At 51.1% G+C, this 25,889-nt stretch carries 23 protein-coding genes; 10 read left to right on the top strand and 13 right to left on the bottom strand.

Annotated features, from left to right (window positions below; translation table 11 throughout):
• Nucleotides 1-164 precede the first annotated feature (164 nt).
• From UNDYM_RS23075 to rfbB, 13 genes are all read right to left on the bottom strand, one after another.
• The gene (locus tag UNDYM_RS23075) at nt 165-1,541 is read right to left on the bottom strand and encodes a phosphomannomutase/phosphoglucomutase (RefSeq protein WP_162043210.1); all 1,377 of its coding nucleotides are present in this window, start codon (nt 1,539-1,541) and stop codon (nt 165-167) included.
• A 25-nt stretch (nt 1,542-1,566) separates the two neighbouring features.
• Nucleotides 1,567-3,495, bottom strand: coding sequence for a nucleoside-diphosphate sugar epimerase/dehydratase (locus tag UNDYM_RS23070; protein ID WP_162044758.1), 1,929 nt, complete (start codon nt 3,493-3,495; stop codon nt 1,567-1,569).
• 18 nt (nt 3,496-3,513) lie between these two features.
• Entirely contained in the window at nt 3,514-4,074 is a 561-nt protein-coding gene (locus UNDYM_RS23065; protein WP_162044757.1) for a sugar transferase, read from the bottom strand.
• An 8-nt stretch (nt 4,075-4,082) separates the two neighbouring features.
• The gene (locus tag UNDYM_RS23060) at nt 4,083-5,039 is read right to left on the bottom strand and encodes an SDR family oxidoreductase (RefSeq protein ID WP_162043209.1); all 957 of its coding nucleotides are present in this window, start codon (nt 5,037-5,039) and stop codon (nt 4,083-4,085) included.
• A 3-nt stretch (nt 5,040-5,042) separates the two neighbouring features.
• Nucleotides 5,043-5,834 carry a glycosyltransferase family 2 protein gene (locus tag UNDYM_RS23055; RefSeq protein ID WP_162043208.1) on the bottom strand — a complete coding sequence of 264 codons (792 nt, stop codon included), beginning with the start codon at nt 5,832-5,834 and terminating at the stop codon, nt 5,043-5,045.
• Nucleotides 5,835-5,849: 15 nt separating this feature from the next.
• Nucleotides 5,850-7,271, bottom strand: coding sequence for a hypothetical protein (locus UNDYM_RS23050; protein WP_162043207.1), 1,422 nt, complete (start codon nt 7,269-7,271; stop codon nt 5,850-5,852).
• On the bottom strand, nt 7,258-8,505 hold the full coding sequence (locus tag UNDYM_RS23045; protein ID WP_162043206.1) for an O-antigen translocase: 1,248 nt from the start codon (nt 8,503-8,505) through the stop codon (nt 7,258-7,260). Before UNDYM_RS23045 ends, UNDYM_RS23050 begins: the two co-directional genes overlap by 14 nt.
• Before the next feature lie 2 nt (nt 8,506-8,507).
• A complete protein-coding gene (locus UNDYM_RS23040) occupies nt 8,508-9,632 on the bottom strand; it encodes a DegT/DnrJ/EryC1/StrS aminotransferase family protein (RefSeq protein WP_162043205.1) in 1,125 nt (374 codons plus the stop codon).
• A gap of 142 nt (nt 9,633-9,774) precedes the next feature.
• A complete protein-coding gene (locus UNDYM_RS23035; protein WP_162043204.1) occupies nt 9,775-10,176 on the bottom strand; it encodes an FdtA/QdtA family cupin domain-containing protein in 402 nt (133 codons plus the stop codon).
• Nucleotides 10,173-11,141 (bottom strand): dTDP-4-dehydrorhamnose reductase, encoded by a 969-nt coding sequence (rfbD, locus tag UNDYM_RS23030; protein WP_162043203.1) that lies wholly within the window; start codon nt 11,139-11,141, stop codon nt 10,173-10,175. Before rfbD ends, UNDYM_RS23035 begins: the two co-directional genes overlap by 4 nt.
• Nucleotides 11,138-11,683: a dTDP-4-dehydrorhamnose 3,5-epimerase gene (gene rfbC / locus UNDYM_RS23025; protein WP_162043202.1), complete on the bottom strand. Its 546-nt coding sequence runs from the start codon at nt 11,681-11,683 to the stop codon at nt 11,138-11,140. Before rfbC ends, rfbD begins: the two co-directional genes overlap by 4 nt.
• 17 nt (nt 11,684-11,700) lie before the next feature.
• Nucleotides 11,701-12,609, bottom strand: a complete 909-nt coding sequence (gene rfbA / locus UNDYM_RS23020) for a glucose-1-phosphate thymidylyltransferase RfbA (protein WP_232063086.1) — start codon at nt 12,607-12,609, stop codon at nt 11,701-11,703.
• The gene (gene rfbB, locus UNDYM_RS23015; protein ID WP_162043201.1) at nt 12,606-13,682 is read right to left on the bottom strand and encodes a dTDP-glucose 4,6-dehydratase; all 1,077 of its coding nucleotides are present in this window, start codon (nt 13,680-13,682) and stop codon (nt 12,606-12,608) included. Before rfbB ends, rfbA begins: the two co-directional genes overlap by 4 nt.
• A 614-nt stretch (nt 13,683-14,296) precedes the next feature.
• Between rfbB and grpE the strand changes: the two genes are divergently transcribed.
• The 10 genes from grpE (at nt 14,297) to modB (ending at nt 25,876) form a co-directional block, all read left to right on the top strand.
• Entirely contained in the window at nt 14,297-14,899 is a 603-nt protein-coding gene (grpE, locus tag UNDYM_RS23010) for a nucleotide exchange factor GrpE (RefSeq protein ID WP_162043200.1), read from the top strand.
• A gap of 143 nt (nt 14,900-15,042) precedes the next feature.
• Nucleotides 15,043-16,983, top strand: coding sequence for a molecular chaperone DnaK (dnaK, locus tag UNDYM_RS23005; protein WP_162043199.1), 1,941 nt, complete (start codon nt 15,043-15,045; stop codon nt 16,981-16,983).
• A gap of 158 nt (nt 16,984-17,141) precedes the next feature.
• Nucleotides 17,142-18,260 (top strand): molecular chaperone DnaJ, encoded by a 1,119-nt coding sequence (gene dnaJ / locus UNDYM_RS23000; protein ID WP_162043198.1) that lies wholly within the window; start codon nt 17,142-17,144, stop codon nt 18,258-18,260.
• 317 nt (nt 18,261-18,577) lie between these two features.
• Complete coding sequence (locus UNDYM_RS22995; RefSeq protein ID WP_162043197.1) at nt 18,578-21,556, top strand: EAL domain-containing protein; 2,979 nt, start codon at nt 18,578-18,580, stop codon at nt 21,554-21,556.
• A gap of 70 nt (nt 21,557-21,626) precedes the next feature.
• Nucleotides 21,627-22,229 carry a chalcone isomerase family protein gene (locus UNDYM_RS22990; RefSeq protein ID WP_162043196.1) on the top strand — a complete coding sequence of 201 codons (603 nt, stop codon included), beginning with the start codon at nt 21,627-21,629 and terminating at the stop codon, nt 22,227-22,229.
• 176 nt (nt 22,230-22,405) lie between these two features.
• Nucleotides 22,406-22,705, top strand: a complete 300-nt coding sequence (locus tag UNDYM_RS22985; protein WP_162043195.1) for a hypothetical protein — start codon at nt 22,406-22,408, stop codon at nt 22,703-22,705.
• A gap of 71 nt (nt 22,706-22,776) precedes the next feature.
• A complete protein-coding gene (locus UNDYM_RS22980) occupies nt 22,777-23,412 on the top strand; it encodes a hypothetical protein (protein WP_162043194.1) in 636 nt (211 codons plus the stop codon).
• Between the two features lie 7 nt (nt 23,413-23,419).
• Nucleotides 23,420-24,043, top strand: a complete 624-nt coding sequence (locus UNDYM_RS22975; RefSeq protein ID WP_162043193.1) for a hypothetical protein — start codon at nt 23,420-23,422, stop codon at nt 24,041-24,043.
• A 385-nt stretch (nt 24,044-24,428) separates the two neighbouring features.
• The gene (gene modA / locus UNDYM_RS22970) at nt 24,429-25,187 is read left to right on the top strand and encodes a molybdate ABC transporter substrate-binding protein (RefSeq protein WP_162043192.1); all 759 of its coding nucleotides are present in this window, start codon (nt 24,429-24,431) and stop codon (nt 25,185-25,187) included.
• A 14-nt stretch (nt 25,188-25,201) separates the two neighbouring features.
• Nucleotides 25,202-25,876: a molybdate ABC transporter permease subunit gene (modB, locus tag UNDYM_RS22965; protein WP_162043191.1), complete on the top strand. Its 675-nt coding sequence runs from the start codon at nt 25,202-25,204 to the stop codon at nt 25,874-25,876.
• Nucleotides 25,877-25,889 lie beyond the last annotated feature (13 nt).

The raw sequence follows: 25,889 nt of genomic DNA, 5'->3' as shown, positions 1-25,889 counted from the left end.
GGGTGACGACCTAACTGCTCACCACAGAGACACCGAGACACAGAGGAGCACAGAGAAAAACCAAAGGCGTGAAGAGTTTTGCTAAGTACTCTCATACCAAAAGATTTTCTCTTGTTTTTCTCTGTGTCTCGGTGTCTCTGTGGTGATCTTTTCGGTCTTAAAAATTAATACGGCAATTTCGCGTCTGGCTTGACAGCCAGCACAGCCTGTTTCATTGCGCCCTGTATGCGTGCCAGTGCTTCGGGGTTTTCGGCTTCGAAGCGCATGACGATGACGGGGGTGGTATTCGATGAGCGGGCCAGGCCGAAGCCGTCCGGGTATTCCACACGCAGGCCATCGATGGTGATGATTTCATCGGAACCAGGGAAGCTGGCATTCGCCTGCATGGCGGCAATGATCTTGAAGTTCTCGCCTTCAGCCAGTTGCAATTGCAATTCTGGTGTTGAAGTTGATTGTGGCAAGTTGTTCAGCGTGGCTGTCATGTCAGCTACGCGACTGACCAGTTCCAGCAAGCGTGCGCCAGCGTACAGGCCATCATCAAAACCATACCAGCGGTCTTTGAAGAAAATGTGGCCACTCATTTCACCACCGAGAGGCGAGCCGGTTTCACGCAGCTTGGCCTTGACCAGGGAATGGCCGGTTTTCCACATCAGCGGGACACCGCCACGTGCCTTCACCCAAGGGGCGATATGGCGGGTGCATTTGACGTCATACAAAATCTGCGCACCGGGGTTGCGTGTCAATACGTCTTCGGCAAACAGCATGAGCTGGCGGTCTGGGTAGATGATCTGGCCATCCTTGGTGACTACACCGAGACGGTCACCATCGCCATCAAATGCCAGGCCTATTTCTGCATCAGTGGTTTGCAGGCAGCGTATCAGGTCTTGCAGGTTTTCCGGGTGGGCTGGATCTGGATGGTGGTTGGGGAAGGTGCCATCGACTTCGCAAAACAGTTCTATGACTTCACAACCCATGCCACGATACAACTCACCGGCAAACGCGCCAGCCACGCCATTGCCGCAATCGACGGCAATTTTCAGTGGGCGGGCGACTTTGACGTCGCCGATGATGCGCTCAAGATAAGTCGCCTTGATGTCATGCGTGCGGTAGCTGCCACTGCCTTGTTTGAAATCCTTGTTCAATATGGTTTGGTACAAGGCTTGTATGGCATCGCCATAAATTGCTTCGCCAGCCAGCACCATTTTGAAGCCGTTATAGTCAGGCGGGTTGTGGCTGCCAGTGACCATGATGCCGGATGTCGCGCCCAGTACATTGGTGCCAAAATACACCATGGGGGTGACAACTACACCGAGGTCGATGACATCAACGCCAGTCGATTGCAAACCCTTGGCCAGCGCCGTGATAAGGTCAGGGCCGGACAAGCGGCCATCGCGGCCTATGACCACGGTTTTCTCACCCTTGGCAATGGCGGCACTGCCAAAGGCCTGGCCTATCAGGTGGGCAACTTCTGCATCCAGGGTTTTATCGATAATGCCGCGAATATCGTAGGCTTTGAATATGCTGGGGGAGAGTAGGGACATGATTATTTTTCTATAGTAAAAAGATTCAGTGGAGCAGCACTGTGGCTGTCTGCTCTTCAGCACCAACTTGCTGGGCTTGCCAGATCAGGTCTTCAATACCGCATTGTGGGTCATATTCTGCCACTATTTGCAGCAACAGGGCGCGGATTTGCTCATAATCAAAGGCGGTGCAGGCAGCATGCAGGTTTTGCAACAGGGCATTCAGTTGATCCCATGGCAACTCGCTCTCCTGGGCGCGCATGATCAGCGGGTGCGAGGTGCCTTCAACATTGTCGCCTATCAGCAATTCTTCATACAGTTTTTCACCGGGGCGCAGGCCTACGTGCTGGATTTCTATGGTGCCGTCGGGCGTGCTTTCACTCTTCACTTCGAGGCCGCTCAGATGCACCATGCGGCGTGCCAGGTCGATGATGCGCACCGGTTCACCCATGTCGAGTACGAACACATCGCCACCTTCGCCCATGGCACCTGCCTGCAAGACCAGTTGCGCAGCCTCAGGGATAGTCATGAAATAGCGAGTGATTTCTGGATGGGTCAAAGTGATGGGGCCACCCGCCATGATCTGTTTGCGGAATAAGGGAACGACAGAGCCGGATGAGCCCAGCACATTGCCAAAGCGCACCATGCAAAAACGGGTATGTTGCTGGCGGCGTGAGCAGGCTTGCAAGATCAGCTCTGCCAGGCGCTTGGTGGCACCCATGACATTGGTAGGGCGCACTGCCTTGTCGGTAGAAATCAGCACAAAATTCTTGACCTTTGCCGCCATCGCCGCCTGCGCGACGGACAGCGTGCCAAATACATTATTGCGTATGCCTTCTGCCGGGTTATGCTCGACCAGTGGCACATGCTTGTATGCCGCAGCATGGTACAGGGTCTCAACCTCACAGGTAGTGAAGATGCGGTCAAGCTTGGCGCTGTCGAGTATGGAACCGAGAAAGGGCAAAATCTCCACATCCAGCTTCAGTTGCTGGCGCAGGCCAGTCAATTCCTGTTCTATCGCATACAGGGCATATTCCGACATTTCCAGCAAGACCAGTTTGGCCGGGCGCTGGCGCAAGATCTGGCGGCATAGTTCAGAGCCTATCGAGCCACCAGCCCCCGTCACCATGACACGCTTGCCTGTGATGCAGATACTCAGCAGGCGGGCATCCGGCTCCACCTGATCACGGCCCAACAAATCTTCTATCTCTACTTCGCGTATATCCTGCAAGCGCAATTCGCCATTCACCAGGCTTTGTATTGATGGCGTGACCTTGATCTTCAGTTTCAGCGGTTCTAGCTGGTCAAGTATCTGCTTTTGTCTGGTCTTGCTGATGCTGGGCATGGCCAGCAGGATTTCGCGTATGTCGTGGCGCTCAGCCAGGTCCTTCAACAATTCAGGTGCAAATACCTTGACGCCACCTATGGTAGAACCCTGTATCGATTTATTGTCGTCGATGAAGGCAGTGCAGACATATTCACCACCGGCACGCAGGGCAGTGGCCAGTTGCGCACCAGCCTTGCCCGCACCATAGATGGCAATGCGGGTGGCATTCTCGGCCATGTCGGCCTGCAACAGCCAGGCCCTGGCCAGAAAACGGCTGGCACCCACATACAGGATCGACCCCGCCCAGAAAAAACCAAACACGGCACGCGACAAAGGCGTGATATGCAGCATCACCGCCACAAAGGCCATGAACAGCACCGACAGGGTGACGCCAAAGACCACGACGCTGATGATTTTCTGGTCGATGAAACGGATCACGGCACGGTACAAACCTATGCGTATGAATACCGGTATGGCGATCAGGGAAGAAGAAACGATGAGCCAGAAGTAATGATTGAACAGGCTGGCATTAAAGGTTTCATAACGCAGCCAGATTGCCAGGATAAACATCAGCGGCAGGCAGATGGCGTCGGCCAGAGCAGCTATCAACTGTTTTTGCAGACGGGGCAGATTGAGTACGGATTGCATCATGATAGCGCAGCCTTATTAATGTGTAACACCATCACGACGCACCACCTTGTAGAAGGTCAGGAACAAGATGCGGATGTCCAGCATGAAGGATTGATGCTGCAGGTAATAGGCATCCAGATCTACTTTGACGGGGATAGGTAATTCATCCCTGCCATTGATCTGCGCCCAACCCGTCAGGCCAGGCGGGATAGTATGTACTTGCTTTTCCGTACGCAGGGCAATCAGGTCATGCTGGTTGAACAGGGCAGGGCGGGGGCCGACAAAACTCATGTCACCTCGCAGTATGCTCCACAATTGCGGCAATTCATCGAGGCTGGATTTGCGCAGGAAAGAACCGATGGGTGTCAGGTATTGGTCAGGATTACTCAGCAAGTGAGTAGCCACTGCGGGTGTATCAATCAGCATGCTGCGGAACTTGGGCATCTTGAAAATGACATTATTGCGCCCGACCCGGTCTGACCAGTAAACGATGGGGCCGCGTGAAGTCAGCTTGACGCAGATGGCAACGATGATCAAAGGTATCATCAAAAACAGGCTGGCTGTCAGTGCAAGGACGAGATCGAAAAGGCGCTTCAACATATTCTTCATTCAACGAGTATGGCTGCGGCTGTGGCCTGCAAGCCTTGTTCTATAGTATAGGGCGGCGACCAGGCCAGCAGCTTTCTGGTCTTGCTGATATCGACTTGCAGTGACTGGCACAAACGGTCAGCGACATTTCTCTTGCCCAGCATGCTGGCTGCGAGTGTCAGCAAAGCAGCAGGGAATGGTAATAACCGCGACTTGACTTGCAAGGCCTGCGCGCACAGGCGCAATAATTCTGTTGTTGATAAATCCCGGCCATCGGATGCCAGGAAAACCTGGTTGCGCGCCGCTTCATTCAAACGGCAATGCAGGACAAGATCAACGAGATTACCAAGGTATACAAAGCTGCGCTGGTTGCGTATGCTGCCCAAGGGCAAAGGCAGGCCACGGCGCACCATGCGCAGCATGCTCAGAAAATTGGCTTTGACACCCGGCCCATACACCAGCGGCGGGCGTATGATGGTGACAGCCATGCCCGTTGTCTGTGCCAGTTGCAGCAAGGCCTGCTCTGCCTCCATTTTGGATATGCCATAGGCATCTTGAGGCAAGGGCTGGTCATCAGCGGTATATGGATGACCTGGCAAGGTCGCTTCGCCATTCACCTTGACTGAACTCAGGTAAATAAATTGCCTGACGCCCGCAGCTGCTGCCTGGCGTGCCAGTTGCAGGCTGGCATGGACATTCACGGCGCGGAACTGTGCCAGGGGATCACTGGCTGTCTCTTGCATCACATGTACCCGTGCTGCGCTATGGATGACGACATCCACACCTTGCAAATGGGCAGACCAGTCAGTGTCCGCACTCATATCGCTGACAATGGGATTGCGCATGTCTGCATCCTGCCAGTCCAGAGGAAGGCGGCTGGGGCAAATCAGGGCAACATCCTGAGCCAGGCAGGCGCGGGCAAGAGCCTGGCCGACAAAGCCGCTGGCACCGGTCAACAAGATTTGCTGCTTCATACCTTATTTGGCAGCAGGCAAATTCGACCGCCTGTCATAGACAAAATAGCGGCGCGACAAAAATTTGAGGAAGCTGCGGAAAAACCAGCTCGCATGGCGTGATACCAGGTTGCGGTTCTTGTGGGCGGCAGTGTGGGTAGCATCGAGTTGCGGATAAAAACGTATACCCTTGCCCAGCAATTGCTTGGAGCGGTAACAGATATCCACATCTTCAAAATACATGAAGTAGCGGGTATCAAACCCCTGCAGGGCCTGATAGTGCAGTGCATCAAAAGCCAGGAAGGCACCAGAAGCCCAATCGACATGGCAGGTTTCTGTCATGGTTTTCTTGTCGTAGGGCTCGGACAGGGAACGCACCGCCACCATGCGCAATAAAGAAATCACATTCGGGAAGCGGCGTACATTCGCATCTACATACAGGTGCTGATCATCACGGTAGAGGTTGATCGTCGCCACCGGAAAAGCATCGCGCCGCATGTTCTCTACCAGGGTAAAGATGGTGTCAGCATTGATGGTGATGTCCGGGTTCATGACGATAAAGCTGTCACCTTCGGCAAAACCTATACTGCTGCTGATCAGGTCAAACAGGTAATTATTGTTTTCACCAAAGCCCAGGCCAGGTTTATCGTCTATATAAGACACGCCATGTTGCAGGCAATAGGCTTTCAACTCCGGCGAAGGCTGGTTATCCTTGATCCATACATGCATGCCTTCGGCGGCATCGCGCAGGCCACCCACGCCGCTTGCGATAAGCAGGTTTTCATGGCCGTGGCTGACGATTGCGACATGTATCATAAATTAGCTGCAGCATTAAGCCTGGCGAGCAAGCTGCCGACTTTGTATCCAATACTTTAAAAATAATACGCCCAGTTTCCAGTCAGGGAAATTATGGATGGGCGGCGTAAACAATTTCCTTGTGTACCAGATTTTCTCATAGAAATCACAGTTTATAGGTGCCGGATTTGACCATGGTGGTTGTTTTTCTTGTGCATTCGCAGTTTCTGCCCTGCTGATACGCTGTGCCACCTGTTCTATGCCATGCACTTGCCTGATTCCTTGCAGTATCCCAGTCTGGTCCATTGCCGGGCGTTGCTGTTGTTGCAGATAATAACCCATGTCATCCAGCAGGGCTTGCTGACTCGCAGATTTAAGCTGGTCCGCTGGTGAATAACCATGCGCACCTGTCAGTATGCCAAAGCAGGGCAGGCCCTTGACTGCCATTTCCGGGAAGGCCGTGCCGCCGGTCAGCGGGAAGCTGTCAACATACACACTGGCGTCGCGCATGCAGGCCAGATAATCCTGATAAGCCATGCGCTTGTGGAAAATCGCCTGCTTGCCCATCTGCCGCGCAGGCTTCCACCACCACCAGTTGGTTTTCAGGTTGGGGCCTATCAGCATCAGTTTGCGTCCCGTCCTGGCTTGTAATTGCACTGCAAAATCAGGGAAGGAATAGTCACCGCCGGGTTTATATTTATAGGCTGATCCTGCGCTGGCGATATGGCCGGTGGCATTTTCCTGCCTATCGGCAGTGGCATCCGGCAACTTGAGCGGGATACCGGCAAACACGCATTTCTCATGCGTGCCACGCAGTTTGCTGAGTTCCCAACCAAAATAACTGAGTTCCAGCACTACGTCCGCCATGCCGTGACCATAAGAAAATACATGGTCTGCATGGTTGTACATATAAATGCGGGTGCCGCACAATTGCCTGGACAATCCTGCCGCGATGACAGCATCAATGTCATAGGGGTGGATATGCAGCACAAGGATTTTGTATTGTGCAAAATGATTCAGCAAGGCCTGTATCTTTTCTTGCCTGTCGCTGTACCTGGGCAGGCAGATGCAGGGATGGCCGGGCGTGCTCAGCTTCTCCCAGGTAGCAGGTGGTGCTTTTTCTGTCACCAGTACCGCAGAATCCTGCAAGGCCTGGCTGGCGATCAGGTGTTCAACGACGCGGGTATGACCGCTGGCGGTGTAAGCCTGGCTCAATACATGCAAGTAAGTTGCCTTGATGTCTGTTTGTGCTGGCGCGGTGAACAAATGCTGGTAGCGTTGCAGCAAAGTCTGTTCCAGCTCAACCAAGGCATACTGGCCCAGATTGTTTTTCCATAGCAGCTCGCCCAGTGCGCGGGCACGCCGCATGCAGCTTTCGAGTTCGCCCGCCGCGAGTACGCGGGCGACGCATGCCTGTATAAAACTGGCGAGCTTGAGAGAGCGTTCAGCGGTAGGCATATTTTTTTAAAATCCAGGCGATACATGCCCAATACAATACATAGTTAATGCAAAAAGCAATGACTGCACCCTGCAAGCCAAATGCCGGGGTCAGCAGATAAGTCAGGGCCACCAGTGACAGGCTGAAGACAATCTCGGTAATCACATAAGGCTTGGTCAGCGCCCGGCCCAGCATCACAAAACCCAGCACCCAGCTACCTATCTTGATAAAGTCGCCTACCAATTGCCAGGCCAGTAGCTGCAACATGGGGCGAAATTCTTCAGTAAATACCAGCCACAGCATGAGATCGCGCAAGACATAGACCATGACCGCACCCAGCGCTGTCAATGGCAAAACGAAGCGATACACCCGGGCGATTTCTTTTTTTAATTCTGCCGCGACCTTGATTTCTGCCAGGCGCGGCAGGTAATACACGGTCAGCGTGGTAGTGATCAGCATCAGGTAGATATCACTGATGCGTGTCACCGCCTGCCAGTAGCCCGCCTCTTGCCAGCCAAAGTCCTGCACCAGGTGATTGCGTATCAGCATCTGGCTCAGCGGCACGACCGTGGCCGTGACGACAGCCATCAGCGCATACGCGCCCAGTTTGCGCAGCATGTCCTTGTCTGCCTTTGCAAACAGCATGCCCATGCTGAACCATTTGCTACGCAGGCAGAGCACGAGGGTGATGATGGCGACGAAAGACTGGTTCACTGCCAGCGCGACCAGTGCACCATACAGGCCCCAGACGCTGGCCAGCAACCAGGTTGCCAGCAGGGTGACTATGCTCGTCGCGATGTTGGCAGCTACATAAGCGGCGACTGCTTTCTTGCCATTCAAAATCGCCAGCAAGAGCGTATTCAGGACAAACAACACCAGGCTGGCAGCCAGCCATAAAAACACGCTGCCATACTGCGCATCTTTTAAGAGCAATACCGCCAGTTGCTGGTGAAATACCGCAATGACGGCAGAAGCAGTGAGCGAGCAATAAATAGAAATACGCGCCGCGCTGGCCCATACTCTTTGCTGGGCAGCGGCATCGTCGCCATGTTCAGCCGTGTACTTGGTCACACCTGTGGAAATCGCGCCACTGGCAAATGACAAGATCATGGTTACGGCATTCTGGAACTGGCCTATGACGGCATAGCCACCTGGCCCTACATACACTGCCAGCAGTTTGTTCAGGCCCAGCATGGTCAGCATCCTGACCATGACAGCAATTGCATTCAACAGGCTGGTACGTACCAGTGTCATTGTCAGGTGGCCGACTCAGCTTGCAGGGCGAATTCGCGCACGGCGGCGATGACACGGCTGACGTCTTCAGGCGCAAGATAAGGATCAAGCGGCAGGCTCAGTTCTTCTGCGTGGATTTGTTCAGACAGCGGGAAGCTGCCCACACCCAGTTGCAATTCAGCATAAGCAGGTTGCAGATGAGGCGGGATAGGGTAGTGCACCAGACTGCCTATACCGGCATCCTGCAAATGTTTTTGCAAGGCGTCACGTTTGGCATGACGTACGGCATAGATATGCCAGACCGGCTCAGACCACTGAGGTACAAACGGTATCACCAGGCCAGGCAAGTCTTTCAAACCTTCATGATATTGCTGCGCCAGTGCGCGGCGCTGTACATTCCAGCCATCCAGCCTGTGCAGTTTTACTCTTAATAGTGCGGCCTGTAATTCATCAAGGCGTGAGTTGTAACCTTTGACTTCATTATGGTATTTGATTTGCGAACCATAGTTGCGCAAGACTTTTAACTGCTTGGCCAGCTCTGCATCATTGGTGGTGACACCACCCGCATCACCCAGGGCACCGAGGTTCTTGCCCGGATAAAAACTATGGGCCGCAGCATCACCCAGGCCACCAGAGACTCGCCCTTTATATGTTGCGCCATGCGATTGCGCCGCATCTTCTATGACCTTCAAACCATGTTCACGGGCGATGGCAATAATCGGATCCATGTCCGCTAACTGCCCATACAGATGCACGACCATGATGGCCTTGGTCTTGGGAGTAATAGCCGCCGCGATTTTTGCCGGATCGATATTGTAGGTCGCCAGGTCCGGCTCTACCGGCACTGGCGTTGCCCCTGCATACGATACCGCCAGCCAACTGGCGATGTAAGTATTCGAAGGCACGATGACTTCATCACCTTCACCTATGCCATAAGCACGCAAGATCAGGTGCAGTGCATCCATGCCATTGCCGACACCAACGCAATACTGGCTGCCGCAGTACGCAGCATATTCAGCTTCAAAGGCTTCCAGCTGCTTGCCCTGGATAAACCAGCCACTATCCAATACTTCATTAAAAGCCTGATTCAACTCGGCACGCAAATCCTGATGCTGAGGCTTGAGTTCCAGATAAGGTATAGGTTTCATATTATCCATTCACTTATTTCACGTCTAAGAAGGACGGCACTGGGACACAAGGGAGGCTATTATTTTCTCATGAGATTTTCTCTTGATTACCTCTGTGTCTCTGTGCCTCTGTGGTGAGAGGTCTTTTCCAGATTGACTGATATCAGTCAGTTTCTATGAACTTCAAAAACTCATCATACTTGCGCAAATAATCTGCCTCGTCATAGTGTTGGTCAGCAAACACCAGCAGGACACAATCTTCGGTGAAATTTTTCATTTCATGCCAGATGCGTGTGCCTATATAAACGCCTTTGGCCGGGGAATCAAGTTCCAGTTCTACTCTCTCTTTGCCGTCATCAAACACCATGGTGCATGAACCGCGTACTGCCACTGCTACTTGCTGCAAGGTCTTGTGGGCATGAAAGCCGCGCTCCACACCTTCCAGCGTACCAAAAATATAGTAAACCCTGGCGATAGGGAAAGGGATGTCCTGATTTGCCTCAACGGCGACCAGGCTGCCGCGCTCATCACCGAGCACGCGCATAGGTATCATTTGCAGTTTCACGTGGTCTGACCTTGAGCTTGAGTTGTTGTATGGAGTGACGCAGAAGCGGGCGCTTGTACGCTTTGCATGCAGGCATCTAGAGGGATGCGCCAGTCTGGTATGGACAATCCAAAAGCAGCCTGCAATTTTTCTGTACTCAATAAAGAGTTATGCGGGCGACGCGCAGGCACAGGATATTCACTGGCTGGTATGCCACTGATCTGCGGTGCGGCCTTGCCCAGTTTGTTTTGCTGGTCTGCCAGTTCTATGATGGCGGTGGCAAAGGCAAACCAGTTGGTCGTGCCTGTAGCACTCAGATGATAGATGCCACCAAATTGCTGCCACCAGTTCACCGCATCTGTGGATTGCGGTAGCTGAGCCAGTATCTCGCAAGTAGCAGCAGCCAGCCAGTCAGCCGAATTGGGCGTACCCCACTGGTCATTGACGACGCGTAATTGATCGCGTTCACGCGCCAGCTTCAGCATGGTCAGGAAAAAATTCTTGCCAAAGTTTGAATACACCCAACTGGTACGCAAGATCAGATGCTGGCAACCACTGGCGACAATGGCTTGTTCGCCTGCCAGCTTGGTTTTGCCATACACATTCAAGGGACTCGTCGCATCTGTTTCTGCATAGGCTCGCCAGTTGCCCTCAGCATCTGCCTTGTCACCGGCGAAGACATAATCCGTTGAATAATGGATGAGGCCAGCGCCGAGCTTGCGTGCTTCTTCTGCCATGATGGCAGGGGCAGTCGCATTGATGGCATGGGCTTTTTCTGGCTCACTTTCGGCCAAATCTACTGCCGTATAAGCAGCTGGGTTGATGATCAGGTCTGGTTTGAAGTCGTTGATGCACAGTCGCAATTGCGCGGCATTGCTTAAATCCAGTTCTGCTCTTTGCGGCGCATGCACTATTGCTGTTGCAGGCAAGCGTGGCAAGAGAGCATGGCCCAGTTGCCCACTCGTGCCTGTCAATAATATCCTCATGCAAAGACCTCGGCATCTGCCAGCAGTTTGCCCAACTGGTCTTTGCCAGACAGCAGTGGTGCATCCTGCAAGGGCCAGTTGATGTCCAGTACGGGGTCATTCCACAACAGGCAGCGTTCATGCTCTGGTGCCCAGTAATCGGTAGTCTTGTACAAAAATTCTGCGCTGTCGCTGGTGACTAAAAAGCCATGGGCAAAGCCTGGCGGTATCCACAACTGGCGCTTGTTTTCGCCAGACAGGACGACAGCTTCAGACTTGCCAAAAGTCGGTGAAGACTTGCGCAGATCAACGACGACATCAAAGACCTCACCGGCAATCACACGTACCAGTTTGCCCTGGCTTTGCTGTATCTGGTAATGCAGGCCGCGCAAGACATTTTTAGCCGATTTGGAATGATTATCCTGCACAAAATTGACATCTAGGCCTGTCAGCTCGGCAAAGGTGCGCGCATTGAAGCTTTCATAGAAAAAGCCACGGTCATCGCCAAAAACCCGGGGTTCCAGTATCAATACACCGGGCAAGCCGGTTTCTACCACTTTCATCGTAAAACTTTCATCTATCAATACGCTTTCTTGTCCAGTAACTTCAACAGATACTGGCCATATTCATTTTTCTTCAGTGGCTGCGCGAGTTTTTCGAGGTCGGCGTCACTGATGTAATGGCGGCGGTAGGCAATTTCTTCAGGGCAGGCTACTTTCAGGCCCTGGCGTTTTTCTATCGTGGCGATGAATTGTCCTGCTTCGAGCAGCGATTCATGGGTGCCGGTATCAAGCCAGGCCATGCCCCTGCCCATCAGCTCCACATTCAGCGTACCCTGCTTCAAATATTCATTATTGACGTCGGTAATTTCGAGTTCGCCCCGGGCTGAAGGCTTGATGCTGGCGGCGATGTCACAGACCTGGTTGTCATAGAAATATAGGCCAGTGACAGCGTAATTCGATTTCGGTGTCTTCGGTTTTTCTTCTATGCTGATAGCCTGACGTTTCTCATTGAATTCAACGACGCCATAGCGTTCAGGATCTTGTACATGATAGGCAAATACGGTGGCACCGCTTTGCTGTGCATCAGCCTGGCGCATTTGCGGCTCAAAATCATGGCCGTAATAGATATTGTCACCAAGTATCAGCGCCGTGCTGGCATTGCCTACAAATTCACGGCCTATGATAAAGGCTTGTGCCAGACCATCAGGTGAGGGCTGGACGGCATAACTCAGTTGTATGCCCCATTGATTGCCATTGCCCAGCAATTCCGCAAAGCGCGGCGTGTCCTGTGGTGTGGAAATAATCAGGATGTCGCGTATTCCCGCCAGCATCAGTGATGTCAGCGGGTAGTAAATCATGGGCTTGTCATACACAGGCAGCAATTGCTTGGATATCGCCTGTGTCACCGGATACAGGCGCGTGCCAGAGCCACCGGCCAGGATAATGCCTTTGCGTGCTGAAGTACTGGCCATATTGTTACCACTCATACTACGTCCCCGTCTTCATCTTCTTCATATTGCAGCGCTACCCACTTCAAGTATTCACCAGACTGTACCTGCTTGGTCCATTCATCATTGGCCAGATACCATTCCACGGTTTTTCTGAGGCCGGTAGTGAAAGTCTCTTGCGGCTTCCAGCCCAGTTCTTTTTCTATCTTGCGGGCATCAATCGCATAACGGCGGTCATGGCCTGGCCTGTCGGTCACATGTTTGATCTGGTCTTTGTAGCTGCCCTGTGCTTTGGGTTGCAGCTCGTCGAGCAATTCACACAGGGTGTGTACCACGCTCAAATTGGTTTGTTCATTCCAGCCACCGACGTTATAGGTTTCACCAGGTTTGCCAGCTTCGAGCACGCGGCGGATTGCGGCGCAATGGTCTTTGACATACAACCAGTCACGCACTTGCAAACCATCACCATACACCGGCAAATCCTTGCCTGCGCGCGCATTGGCGATCATCAGCGGTATCAGTTTTTCCGGAAAATGGTAAGGACCGTAATTATTCGAGCAATTGGTAGTCAGTACCGGCAAGCCATAGGTATGGTGATATGCCCGTACCAGATGGTCGGAGGCTGCCTTGGTGGCTGAATAAGGGCTGTTTGGTGCGTAAGCCGTGGTTTCGCTGAATGCCGCATCATCTGCGGCCAGTGTGCCATATACTTCATCAGTAGAGATATGCAGGAAGCGGAAGTTGGCCTTGTCTTCACCTTCCAGGCTTTGCCAGTAAGTGCGTGCCGCTTCCAGCAGATTGAAAGTGCCGTTGACATTGGTCGTCACAAAAGCTGCCGGACCATGGATGGAACGATCTACATGGCTTTCTGCTGCGAAGTGGACAATAGCCCTGGGCTGATATTCAAAAAACAAGCCGCACAGATGCGCACTGTCGATGATGTCGCCTTTGACAAATACGTGGCGTGCGTCGTTATTGAGGCTGGCCAGGTTGTTCAAATTACCGGCATAAGTCAGTTTGTCGTAATTGAGTACGGACTCATCTGACTGGGCCAGCCAGTCCAGAACAAAATTGGCACCGATGAAACCCGCGCCCCCTGTGACAAAAATCATGCCTCACTCCTCTAATAATCGCTGAAATCTGCTGAATTGCTCGCAACAGGCGATTTTACTTGAGAAGAGCGTGCTTTCGTTGAAGGGGCCTACTAATCTACGCGTTTATTTAATATGTTTTGGCAATTGTTTATGTATAGACAGCCCGAGGCAGCGTGTAACAGCGCGCAGCAAAGTAGCGGGCGAGCTTATAAACTTGCCAATATGAAAATGTTGCCATGTCTTGATGGATTAAGACGCCAGCGGGTTTGTCTGGGACAGGCAGATCCAGGCGACGGTGGCAACGGTATAAGCCAGCAAGAGCAGGGAGATGAGTGAGAGTTTCATGATGAGACCTCCAGGGGAGATATTTCTTACTCATTATTTTAGGAGGCGGCGCAGCAGATGCCAGTAATGAATTGTTCTGACTTTGTTACGAAATGTGTTTATTTGTACATCATTTGTACATCAAATGCTGCTTGCAGCTTGGCTGCCTAGTCCCAATATCCTGTCAGGAAAGCTCAGTTAAGGAAAATTCAGGGATGTTCAGGAAAATTTGCTGATAAAGCCTTGAAATCGTAAGGATATATCCCCAGATGCAGGGGTAATGTACGTTTTTGATCGGGAGAGTAAGTATGCAAGAGCAAGAAAACCAGCAAGCGGAAAAGGTAGAAATAAAAGAAGCCACCGCGCCGGAAGTTCAACTGGACAGTGTAGTTCAAGGTGAAACGGTGCAGACATCCGCACCAGAAGCTGCCCAGGCTGCAGCGCCTGTACAGGATACTGCCGAGCAAGTCATTGCCAAGCTGGAAGCAAAAGTGCAAGAATTGCAAGATTCCTTCATGCGTGCCAAGGCCGAGGGTGAAAATATCCGCCGCCGCGCCCAGGAAGATATCAGCAAGGCACACAAATTTGCGATTGAAGGCTTTGCTGAAGCCATGGTGCCAGTCAAGGACAGCCTGGAAATGGCACTGAAGATAGACACGCCTTCCATAGAAGCTCTGAAAGAAGGCGTGGAAATGACTTTGAAGCAACTCAGTTCAGCATTTGAAAAGAATCGTTTGACCGAAGTCAATCCGGTCCAGGGCGATAAGTTGGATCCTATGAAGCACCAGGCCATCTCCATGGTGCCAGCCGAGCAAGAGGCAAATACCGTCGTGACGGTATTGCAAAAAGGCTATACCATTGCCGACCGCCTGTTGCGCCCGGCTTTAGTGACAGTAGCGCAAGGAAAGTAAGAAAAGCGTAAAAATACACGCAAAAGTGGCTTGAAAAGCGTGTTTTTTACCATATATCCGAAACAGACGAGTTAGTTGCAGCTTAAAAAAACGCACTGACTCACCAACATTGACAAAAAAATCTAAATTCTGAGGGAATTATCATGGGAAAAATGATTGGTATTGATTTGGGTACTACCAATTCTTGCGTTGCTATCATGGAAGGCGGTCAGCCAAAAGTGATAGAAAATGCAGAAGGTGCACGTACTACGCCTTCCATTATTGCGTATCAAGAAGACGGTGAAATCCTGGTTGGCGCATCTGCCAAACGCCAGGCTGTGACCAACCCCAAGAACACACTGTTCGCGGTCAAACGCCTGATCGGTCGCAAGTTCGAAGAAAAAGAAGTGCAAAAAGACATCGGTCTGATGCCTTACTCCATTTCCAAAGCTGACAATGGCGATGCATGGGTGTCCGTGCGCGACAAAAAACTGGCTCCACCGCAAATTTCTGCTGAAGTTTTGCGCAAAATGAAAAAAACCGCTGAGGATTACCTCGGTGAAGAAGTGACAGAAGCAGTCATCACTGTTCCTGCCTACTTTAACGATGCACAACGTCAGGCAACCAAAGATGCAGGCCGTATCGCCGGTCTGGATGTTAAACGCATCATCAATGAGCCAACTGCTGCTGCGCTGGCCTTTGGTCTGGACAAAAAAGAAAAAGGCGACCGCAAGATTGCAGTATACGACTTGGGTGGCGGTACTTTCGACGTATCCATCATTGAAATCGCTGACGTAGATGGCGAAATGCAATTCGAAGTATTGTCCACCAACGGCGATACTTTCCTCGGTGGTGAAGATTTCGATCAACGCGTTATCGATTACATCATTGACGAATTCAAAAAGATCAATGGTCTGGACTTGTCCAAAGACCCTATCGCTTTGCAACGTATCAAGGCATCTGCCGAACGTGCAAAGATAGAATTGTCGAGCTCACAACAGACTGAGATCAACGAGCCTTACATCGCCATGGCAAACGGCGCACCTGTGCATTTGAATTTGAAAATCACACGTGCAAAACTGGAAGCCCTGGTAGAAGAACTGATCCAGAAAACCATCGAGCCTTGCCGCATGGCGATCAAGGATGCAGGCGTTAAGACAACTGACATCGACGACATCATCCTCGTTGGTGGTATGACACGTATGCCTAAAGTGCAGGACGTGGTCAAGGAATTCTTTGGTAAAGAACCACGTAAAGACGTCAATCCTGATGAAGCCGTTGCCGTTGGTGCAGCGATCCAGGGTTCTGTCCTGTCTGGTGACCGTAAAGACCTGTTGCTGCTGGACGTGACACCTTTGTCCCTGGGTATCGAAACCCTGGGCGGCGTCATGACCAAAATGATCCAGAAAAATACGACCATCCCGACCAAGTTCAGCCAGGTGTTCTCTACTGCAGACGACAACCAGCCTGCAGTGACGATCAAGGTTTATCAGGGTGAGCGCGAAATCGCTGCCGGTAATAAAGGCCTGGGCGAGTTCAACCTCGAAGGTATCCCACCAGCAGCACGTGGTACACCACAGATTGAAGTGACTTTTGACATCGACGCCAATGGTATCTTGCACGTAGGTGCCAAAGACAAAGCTACTGGCAAAGAAAACAAGATCACGATCAAGGCCAATTCTGGTTTGACAGAAGATGAAATCCAGAAAATGGTCAAAGATGCTGAACTGAACGCGGAAGAAGACAAAAAGGTCAAGGAACTGGCCGAGTCCCGCAATCAGGGCGACGCGCTGGTGCACTCCACCAAAAAAGCGCTGGCTGAACATGGCGACAAACTCGAAGCTGGCGAAAAAGAGAAAATCGAAGCTGCCATCAAGGAACTGGAAGATGTCTTGAAATCCGGTGACAAGGCTGAGATCGACACCAAGCTGGGCGCATTGTCCACCGCATCACAAAAGTTGGGTGAAAAAGTCTATGCCGACATGCAGGCACAACAGGCAGCAGCAGGTGCGGCCGGTGGTGCAGGCGCTGCCGGTGCAGAAGCCAAACCAAAAGATGATGATGTCGTGGATGCTGACTTCAAGGAAGTCAAAGACAGCAAGTAAGACGTCGCCGGTGGACTGTTCCAGTCCACTGATATGACGGGCTTGCCCGTCATGACGCGCCGGGTGGCTCGCTTTGCGGTGCTGACCCGGCGTTTGCGCTTAGGCTAATGCTTAAGTCCGCAGCATAAGTTCAAGAACAATACTGAGGTTAACAAGAGATGGCGAAGCGTGATTTTTACGAGATTCTTGGGTTGGGCAAAAACGCCACTGAAGAAGAAATCAAAAAGGCCTACCGCAAGCTGGCGATGAAATACCATCCGGACCGCAATCCGGACAGCAAGGTCGCGGAAGAAAAATTCAAGGAAGCCAAAGAGGCTTACGAGATGTTGTCCGACAGCCAGAAGCGCGATGCCTATGACCGCTATGGTCACGCCGGTGTCGATCCGAATATGGGTGGCGGCGGTGGTGGTGGCGCAGGTGGTTTTGCGGATGCCTTTGGCGATATTTTTGGTGACATCTTTGGTGGTGGCCGTCGCAATGCGGGCCCGCAAGTGTACCGTGGTGCTGATTTGCGCTACAACCTTGAGATCACACTGGAGCAGGCTGCCAACGGTTTTGATACCACCATCCGCGTACCTAGCTGGGATTCTTGCGAGACCTGTCATGGTTCTGGTGCCAAGCCAGGCACTTCACCTGTTACCTGTACCACTTGCGCCGGACATGGCCAGGTGCGCATGCAGCAAGGCTTGTTCAGCATACAGCAGACCTGCCCGAAATGTCATGGCACAGGCAAGATGATTCCTGATCCGTGTACTACTTGCTCAGGCGTTGGCCGTATCAAGCGTAACAAGACGCTGGAAGTCAAAATCCCTGCAGGTATCGATGACGGCATGCGCATACGTTCATCCGGCAATGGTGAGCCGGGCGTCAACGGTGGCCCGCCAGGTGACTTGTATGTGGAAATCCATATCAAGCAGCATCCGGTATTCCAGCGTGAAGGTGACGACCTGCACTGCGAAATTCCGATTTCCTTTGTCAAGGCGGCCCTGGGCGGCGATATCGAAGTGCCGACCCTGAGTGGCAAGGCATCGTTCACCGTGCCTGAAGGTACCCAGTCGGGCAAGACTTTCCGCCTGCGCAGCAAGGGCGTGAAGGGCGTGCGTTCCGGCTATGCGGGCGATCTGTTCTGCCACGTTGTCATCGAAACACCGGTGAAGCTGACAGAAAAGCAAAAAGAACTCTTGCGTGACTTTGAAAAACTGACGGTAGAAGGCGGTTCCAAGCACAACCCGCAAAGCAAAACCTGGATGGACAAGGTCAAGAAGTTTTTTGAATGAAGTTGCAAAATAAAGCTGCATCCTGATTTTTTTGCAAAAAGACCTGCAAAACAAACTGAAAAAGCCTGTTCAAACTTGTTTGGACAGGCTTTTTTGTTGTTGCCAGACCGCTTAACCATTTCTTGCACATCATGGGTGTAATTCTGCCTGTCACTGATATGGCATTCTGCTACTATGATAAGAACAGCTTATTGTTGCTCCTGAGTTAAAAGATTGATCAGAAGCAGGCATAAAATAAGTAAGAATTCAGCAGCGAGCAATGGCTTAAATCAAGAAAGCGGCACATTCAGCCTGTTTTCAGGACACTTATCGCCTTGATGGATAAATCATATATCGGCTTGTCATCCAGATATCCCAGGCTTTTTGCGCTGGGTGTGTCTCTGATTGTGTTCCTGGGTTTGTGGGCCATAGACAATAATGAACGCGAACTGGCGATACAGAAGCAAAAAGTCGATGTCATAGAAAAACTGGTGGTGCTGCGTACCAAGCTCGGTACCGGCATGACCTCCAATATTTCTGCCGCCCGGGTACTGGCTGTTACGTTTGCCACCAAACCCAATCTGTCTGAAGAGGAATTCAAGGTGCTGGCGGCAGAAGTGGCCAGTGCCAATCCCAGCATACGCAACCTGGTACTCGTCAAGGGTACGGTGGCCAGCTATGTTTATCCCTACAAAGGGAATGAAAAAATCCTCGGCGTTGATTACCGCCAGTTGCCCAAGCAATGGCCAGTCTATCAGCGCATGATAGAAGAACACAGCATACAGATAGCCGGGCCACTGACCCTGGTGCAGGGTGGTGTCGGGCTGGTGGTACGTATTCCTGTTTATCAGCATGAAAACCACGACGAGTTCCTGGGATCGGTCGCCATGGTGGTCAATTATGACCAATTGATGGAGCAGGCTGGCATCGCCCAGGTGCAAAATGAAATCAATCTTGCCATACGTGGCCGCGACGCCAAGGGCAGCAAGGGAGAAGTATTTCTCGGTGAAGCCAATTTGTTTACTGGCGATGCCGTCAGGCAGAGCATCATACTGCCAGGTGGCAGCTGGGAACTGGCTGCCTTGCCTCATGGTGGCTGGCAAGGTACGACCAGGTTATCCAGATTCATTGAGGTTTTTGGCCTCATCGTTTGCCTGATGGCATGGATGCTCAGCTATCAATCGACCATCAAACGCCGCCAGCGTGAGCTCAATGCCGAAGAATTGCGAGAAAGCGAAGCCCTGCTGCGCCTGCGCAATGAAGCCCTGAGTGCAACTTCACAAGGCGTCATGATCGCCGCGCGCGATGGCCATATCAACTACGTCAACGAAGCTGCCTGTCATTTAAGTGGCTATGCTGAGCATGCCTTATATGAAAAAAAACTCGGTGACTTATTCACATCTGCAGTTGCCGCCATGCAGGCGCAAGACAATCAGGAGCAAAAACCACTGACGCTGGAATACAGCCGCCAGGCAGCCAATGGCCAGCTGCTGTGGCTGGAATTATTGCTGACACCCGTGTATGACCAGCAAGCAAGCCTGCAACAATACGTTGCCCTGTTGCGCGACATCACCGACAAAAAGCTGGCCGACAAGGAACTTGAAATTGCCGCCATGGCCTTTGAAACAGAAGAAGGCATATTGATCACCGATGCCAACCTGGTCATCCTGCGTGTCAATAAGGCATTTACCCGCATTACGGGTTATGAGGCCAGCGAGGCCGTAGGCCAGGGCACCAGGCTGTTGCAATCCGGTCGTCATGACGAATCTTTTTACAGCCAGATGTGGGAAGAAATACGCCGCAATCACCGCTGGCAGGGAGAATTGTGGAACCGCCGCAAGAACGGTGAAATCTATTCCGAGCGCCTGGTCATTTCTGCCGTACTCGATGAAGACGGCAAGGTCAGCAATTATGTCGGTTCCTTTAACGACATCACCGAGCACAAGGTCTCGGAAGAAAAAATTCATCAGCTGGCTTTCTTTGACCCACTCACGGGCCTGCCTAACCGCAGGCTCTTGCTCGACAGGCTGGCGCGCGCCTTGTCGCTGAGCCGCAGGCACCAGCGCTATGGTGCGATCTTGATGATAGACCTGGACAATTTCAAAACCCTGAATGATACCCAGGGCCATAATATGGGTGACTTGCTGCTGACCCAGATAGGCAAGCGCATCCATGCCTGCGTCAGGGCGGACGACACCGTTTCGCGCACCGGTGGTGATGAATTTGTGGTCTTGCTTGAAGGCCTGCATGAAGATCTGCAATATGCTGCAGGCCTGGCTGAAAACGTCGCAGAAAAAATCCGCATTACCCTGAGCCAGACCATCAATCTTGGACATATTGATTATGAAAGTTCAGGCAGCATAGGTATCACCATGTTTGGTGCCGAAGCTGTTGGCATCGATGAATTATTGCGCCGCGCTGACATGGCCATGTATCAGGCCAAGGCGCTCGGTAAAAACAGTGTGCGCTTCTTTGACCCCAGCATGCAGGCCGCGCTGGAATTCCGCACCGCCATGGAAACCGACTTGCGCCATGCCCTCATGCACAGGCAGTTTGTCCTGCATTATCAATTGCAGGTCAGTGCCCTCGGTGATCCGATAGGTGCGGAAGTGCTGTTACGCTGGCATCACCCTGAACGTGGCCTGGTATCGCCGCTGGACTTCATCCCGCTGGCAGAAGAAACTGGTCTTATTCTGCCGATAGGCCTGTGGGTGCTGGAAACTGCCTGCAAGCAAATCGCCATCTGGGCCGACGACCCCGTCAAATCCGGCATGCAACTGGCCGTCAATGTCAGTGCCCGCCAATTCCGCCATCCGGGTTTTGTTGATGACGTCAAACGCATCTTGCAGGAAACAGGGACCAACCCGGTCTTGCTGAAACTGGAACTGACCGAGAGCGTGGTGCTCGAAGATGTCGCCATCGTCATAGAAAAAATGCATGCCATCAAGAAACTTGGTGTCGGTTTTTCCATGGATGATTTTGGCACTGGTTATTCATCCCTTTCTTACCTGCAACGTTTGCCACTGACGCAGCTCAAGATAGACCGCAGTTTTGTGCATAACCTGCCAGACGATGTGAACAATGCCAACATCGTGCGCACCATCATCAGTCTCGGTGCCAGCCTCGATTTGAACGTCATTGCAGAAGGTGTGGAAACCGAACAGCAGCGCGAATTTTTACTGCAGGCTGGTTGCCAGGCTTATCAGGGCTACCTGTTCTGCAAACCTATTCCCATAGACGAATTTGACCGATTCATCAGTACCCGCCACGCGCTGCAAAAAGCCGACAGCCCAAAAGTTGAAATTCAGGTAAGCTAGTGGCACCGCCTTCGTAACCCAAAGCGAGGCGGGCAGTTTTCAAGTGGTATTAAAATAAAAGGGGAGACAAATGCGATTGAACAAAACAGTAATGCGCCTGGCAGGTCTGGCGCTGGTCATGTGCATGAGTGTGCAGGCCAGTGCCACCGAAGTTGCCGGGGTTAAGTTTGATGAAAACGTACAGGTAGGCGGCACTGATCTGAAGTTGAACGGTGCAGGCATACGTTACAAGGCCATTTTCAAAGTCTATGCAGCGGGACTGTATCTGAAAGAGAAAAAGACCACAGTACCAGAAGTACTGGCATCACAAGGACCACGCCGCGTGACTATCGTCATGTTGCGCGACCTCAGCAATGAAGAATTCGGTCGTGGCTTCATGACCGGTATTCAACAAAACACCGACAAGGCAGAAAAGTCCAAAATGACTTCGCAATTCATCCGTTTCGGTGAATTGTTTGCCTCTGTGCCCGAACTCAAAAAAGGCGATGTCATGACCAATGACTGGATACCCGGAGTAGGCACGGTCGTTTCACTGAACGGCAAGAAAATGGGCGATCCTTACCCGGACCTCGGTTTCTACAATGCCCTGCTGCGTATCTGGCTGGGAGAATCCCCGGTAGACCGCAGCCTCAAGAAAGCCATGCTGGCTGAGGAAGATACACGCGGTCGTTGATCTTTCAACTTAGGTAATGGGAAAAAACGCAGGGATGCAAATCCTTGCGTTTTTTTACGCCTGTACCATTTGCGTGCTTCATGCCATTGAGAGCTTGAGCAATTTGTAGAAGGAGTGGAAAAAAGGAAAGCAGGTCTTACACTCATGCATTTTGCAAAACATGCTCGTTTTGTTGGATGCCAAATAATGTTTTTATAAGTATAAAAATTGACATTATTTATTTTATATTAGATAATTTTTTTCACTGTCTTAAGGCAGTGACTTTTTTAAAAAATGGAGATAAAAATATGCGTATATTAGAAAACATGGAAGTTCAAATTGTTAGTGGTGGGGATGCTGCAGCTACTCGTGAGACAGGTCAAAATAGCTACGGAGAGTGGCCAAATCGAGGTAAAATGGAACAGAACTTAGGTTCTTGCAAAGGAGATCTTGAATGTATGGAGCGCGAGTATCAGTATTGGCTTAATGGACTCTGATCAGCTGATTGCTGTGGAATAGCTTTGCGTGCGCAGCGAACATTTTGCTACGTACGCAAGAAGTAAAATAGATGAAATATTTCAATAGTACCTTAGGTATATACGCTGCTTGTCTGTGCATATTCGTCACACCGAATTGCTTGGCTGAATCCATAGAAAAAAATTTCATTCATACTGGGCCAATCACTCAAGCTAGCTTCAATACTTTTCAGTCTGCGGTGAACGCCGGGAATGTACTTGGCATAGAATTGCATGACTCAAACGGTGCTTCAGACTGGGCTCCACTTCTTATCAAACAATATGGCGAGTTAATCGTGCGCCATCAATTACCTACCTACGTCAAAGGGAATTGTTCTTCTGCTTGCGCCGCTATTTTTTTGTTTGGAAAGAAAAAAATTTTTTTAGCGGCGAATGAAGGGAGTAAGACATTTCTTCATTTTCATCCAGTGGCCTATATATTTAATGATCAGACAGACGCGAGCTCTACACAGGAAATCCTTCATGAAATTTTACTTAGAAATTCAGAATACCCTGATTTAAAGGTCTTGGATTGGATGTACAAAGTCAAAGATCGATTTGGCGGTGTTCTGGTTTTCAGGGATGTCAAAAAAGCGGGCGGGCAGATTTTTTTTCAGGAAAAGTATGGTGCGACCCTCGTCCCTCTTTCGCCTTACACGATAGATAAACTTGGCATAACCATAGAATGACAAAAACATGTTTTTAATCAGAATATTGAAAATTATTTTTTTTATTGTGCTTACATTTCAAATGCCTATGGTGTTTGCAGATGAGGCCTATGTGATTGATGGCATTCTTGACGATCAGAAAGTTTTAAAAATTGAATCGGAAATTTCGACGCTGCCAAATAATAAAACGATTGAATTTCGTAATTGCTATGGCATGAAAAGCAAAAACATCAGTCAATTGAATGGATTGGTGAATCTAATTGATGGAATGAAATTTAATACGGCGGTCAAAGGAGTTTGTGCCAGAGAATGTGCGCTTTTATTTATGCTCGGGAGTAATAAGACCTTATTAAAGCCGGACCCTGGCAAGGTGACGGTTGTCATATTGCATCCTTTGTTGAGCGATGACAATGAGTTTCTTATTGATGAGAGTAAAAGAATTTTTGGTTTGATAGAGAAACACAGCAAAGGAAAAATTCCAGTCAGTTTTTTTGACCGACTTTTTGAAGTTGGAGATGATATTGGCGGTATAGCGATTTATCGGGAATCCAGTTCCTCTGATACGAATGCTTTTTTTAGCAATGGGAGAAAGAACAAACCTGTTCCAATATCTGGTTTTGTTTTGGATAAACTGGATATAAAGAAAGAATGATGATTTGGCTTCATCAGCCTGACAGCGCACTGCTTAAGTTTAAATGCCAGGACTTTGTTCATGACGATACATAGCTGAGCAATGTCGTTCTTACACAAAGACTGGACACCCACTAGTCCTCAAAAAACCGAAATATAAAGAAGAGCATGCTGAGAGGCAGTCCCGCAACTGTTGGACTTTAGCTTCTTGCAAAAAACGCAAAAGTGCAGACTCATGCATTCTTAATTGCTCACTCCTGTAAAAATCACATGTTTTTTGCGCAGAAATACCGGGAAGCGGGTATTTTCATGACGCATATCAAGTATTCAAACCTGCTTATTTCTCTATCGCTATATATAAGTGTATATTACGCTTCTTGTTCGACACTTATTCTTCTGGATACCTTATGCAAATCAAGACCCTGGGCAAACTCATTGCCAGTATTGCTTTCTGCACAATCTCAGCCAGCAGCCTTGCTGCAGAAGTCACAGTTTCTGCCGCTGCCAGCCTGACCAATGCCTTCAAAGAAATCGCGCAAAATTACCAGGCGCAATATCCTGAGGCCAAGGTGGCGCTGAACTTTGGTGCGTCCGGTGCGCTGCTGCAGCAAATTGCCAAAGGTGCTCCGGTCGATGTATTTGCCTCGGCAGACCAGGAGAGCATGAATGAAGCACAGAAGCAGGGTCTGGTTATAGCCGCAGACCGTCGCGATTTCGTCAAAAATACTTTGGTGCTGATTGCGCCTGTAGACAGCACTTTATCGATCAAGCGCCTGGAAGATTTGAGCCAGGCTGGCGTCAAGCGCATTGCCATCGGCAACCCAGCCAGCGTGCCGGTCGGACGTTATACCCAGCATGCGCTGACGGCAGCCAAACTCTGGCCCGCGCTGGAAGCCAAGGCCATCTATACCCAGAACGTGCGCCAGTCTCTGGACTATGTGGCCCGTGGCGAAGTTGAAAGTGGCTTTGTGTATGCGACCGATGCTGCCATCATAAAAGACAAGGTCAAGGTCGCCATGGAAGTGCCGTTGGATATACCCATCACCTATCCTGTCGCCAAGATCAAGGCCAGCAACAATGGGGAAGAAGCCAGGCGTTTTATCTCGTTTTTGTTCCTGCCGCAAAGCCAGGCTATCCTGACTAAATACGGCTTCCAGAAGCCATAAAAAAAAGGTTATAGATGAACCCAGCATGGACAGCCCTGCTATTGTCATTGAAAGTCGCGGGCTGGGCCACGCTGCTGAACCTGATGCTGGGTATAGGCGTGGGCTATCTGCTGGCACGCAAGCGCTTTCCTGGCCGTGACCTGCTCGATACCATACTGACCCTGCCCATGGTCATGCCGCCCACGGTACTCGGTTATTACCTGCTGGTCTTGCTGGGGCGGCGTAGTGCGCTCGGCGCATGGTTACAAGATCATTTTGGCTTCAGCTTTATTTTTACCTGGCAGGGTGCGGTCATTGCGGCAGCCATTGTCGCCTTCCCGCTGGTATTTAAACCAGCACGGGCGGCTTTTGAAGCGGTCGATGGGCAACTGGAGCAGGCGGCCAGGGTGTTGGGTATTTCTGAAATGGCCGTGTTTTTCCGCGTGACTTTGCCACTCGCATGGCGCGGCATTCTGGCGGGTGTATTGCTGGCCTTTGCCCGCGCCCTCGGTGAATTTGGTGCTACCCTGATGGTGGCTGGCAGCATACCCGGCAAGACCCAGACTTTGTCGATTGCTGTGTATGAAGCGGTCCAGGCCGGGCAGGACGATGTCGCCAATACCTTGGTCTTGCTGACTTCGGCAGTCTGTATTGTGGTCTTGCTGCTGGCAGGCAGGCTCGCGCCTGGCCGCATCGCCAACCGCATGTGACGTCTTTGAATAT

Origin of the sequence: Undibacterium sp. YM2, assembly GCF_009937975.1 — a bacterium.
Classification (GTDB): Bacteria; Pseudomonadota; Gammaproteobacteria; order Burkholderiales; family Burkholderiaceae_D; genus Undibacterium.
This window is presented reverse-complemented; position numbering and strand designations above follow the sequence as displayed.